This is a genomic window from Streptomyces griseus subsp. griseus (assembly GCF_000720255.1).
Taxonomy (GTDB): domain Bacteria; phylum Actinomycetota; class Actinomycetes; order Streptomycetales; family Streptomycetaceae; genus Streptomyces; species Streptomyces griseus_I.
In genome coordinates this window covers 1-703 of record NZ_JOJE01000138.1, presented here as the reverse complement: position 1 = coordinate 703, position 703 = coordinate 1, and the positions used below count along the sequence as shown (strand labels likewise).

The 703-nt window shown below is 68.4% G+C and carries 1 protein-coding gene; it reads right to left on the bottom strand.

Going from position 1 to position 703, the window contains the following annotated elements; all coding sequences use genetic code 11:
• Positions 1-703: AMP-binding protein (locus IG99_RS43485; RefSeq protein ID WP_037684568.1), on the bottom strand; the 703-nt coding region annotated here is incomplete at both ends.

Sequence of the window (703 nt, the reverse complement as noted above, 5' to 3'; positions counted from 1 at the left end):
CCAGGACACGTAGTCGACCACCGACCGATGCTCAACCACCACACCCTTGGGCCGACCCGTCGAACCCGACGTATAGATCACATACGCCGGCGTGCCCGGAGCCACCGCAGCGAGGTTCTCGTGGTCGGCAACGGCCAACCGAACCCGTATCTCCGGGTCATCCAGCAGAATCCGGGCCGTGCCCTCCGGCAGGACGCCTTCCGCCCCAAGTCCGGAGATCACGCACATAGGGGCGGCGTCGTCGAGGACGTAGGCGATGCGGTCGGCCGGATGGTCCGGGTCGATGGGCACATACGCCGCACCGGTCTTCAGTACTGCGAGCAGCGTGACGACCAGGTCAAGGGAGCGGGGCAGGGCAACGGCGACGAAGCGCTCCGGGCCGGCACCCTGCTCAACCAGCAGATGGGCGAGACGGTTCACCCGTTCGTTCAGCTCGCGATACGACAGCTCGGTGCCGTCGAAGACCAGCGCCGTCGCGTCTGGCGTCCGTGCCACCTGCTCCTCGAACAACTCGGGCAGCGTGCCACCGGGCACCTCCCGGCCGGTGTCGTTCCATTCCTGGAGTACCAGGCTCAGTTCGGCGTCGTCCAGGATGCGTGCCCGGCTGACCGGCTGCTCCGGGGCCGCCAGGACCTCCTCCAGGAACCGCGCAAGCCAGCCCGCCATCCGCTCGATCGTGGGCCGGTCGAACAGGTCCGTGGCG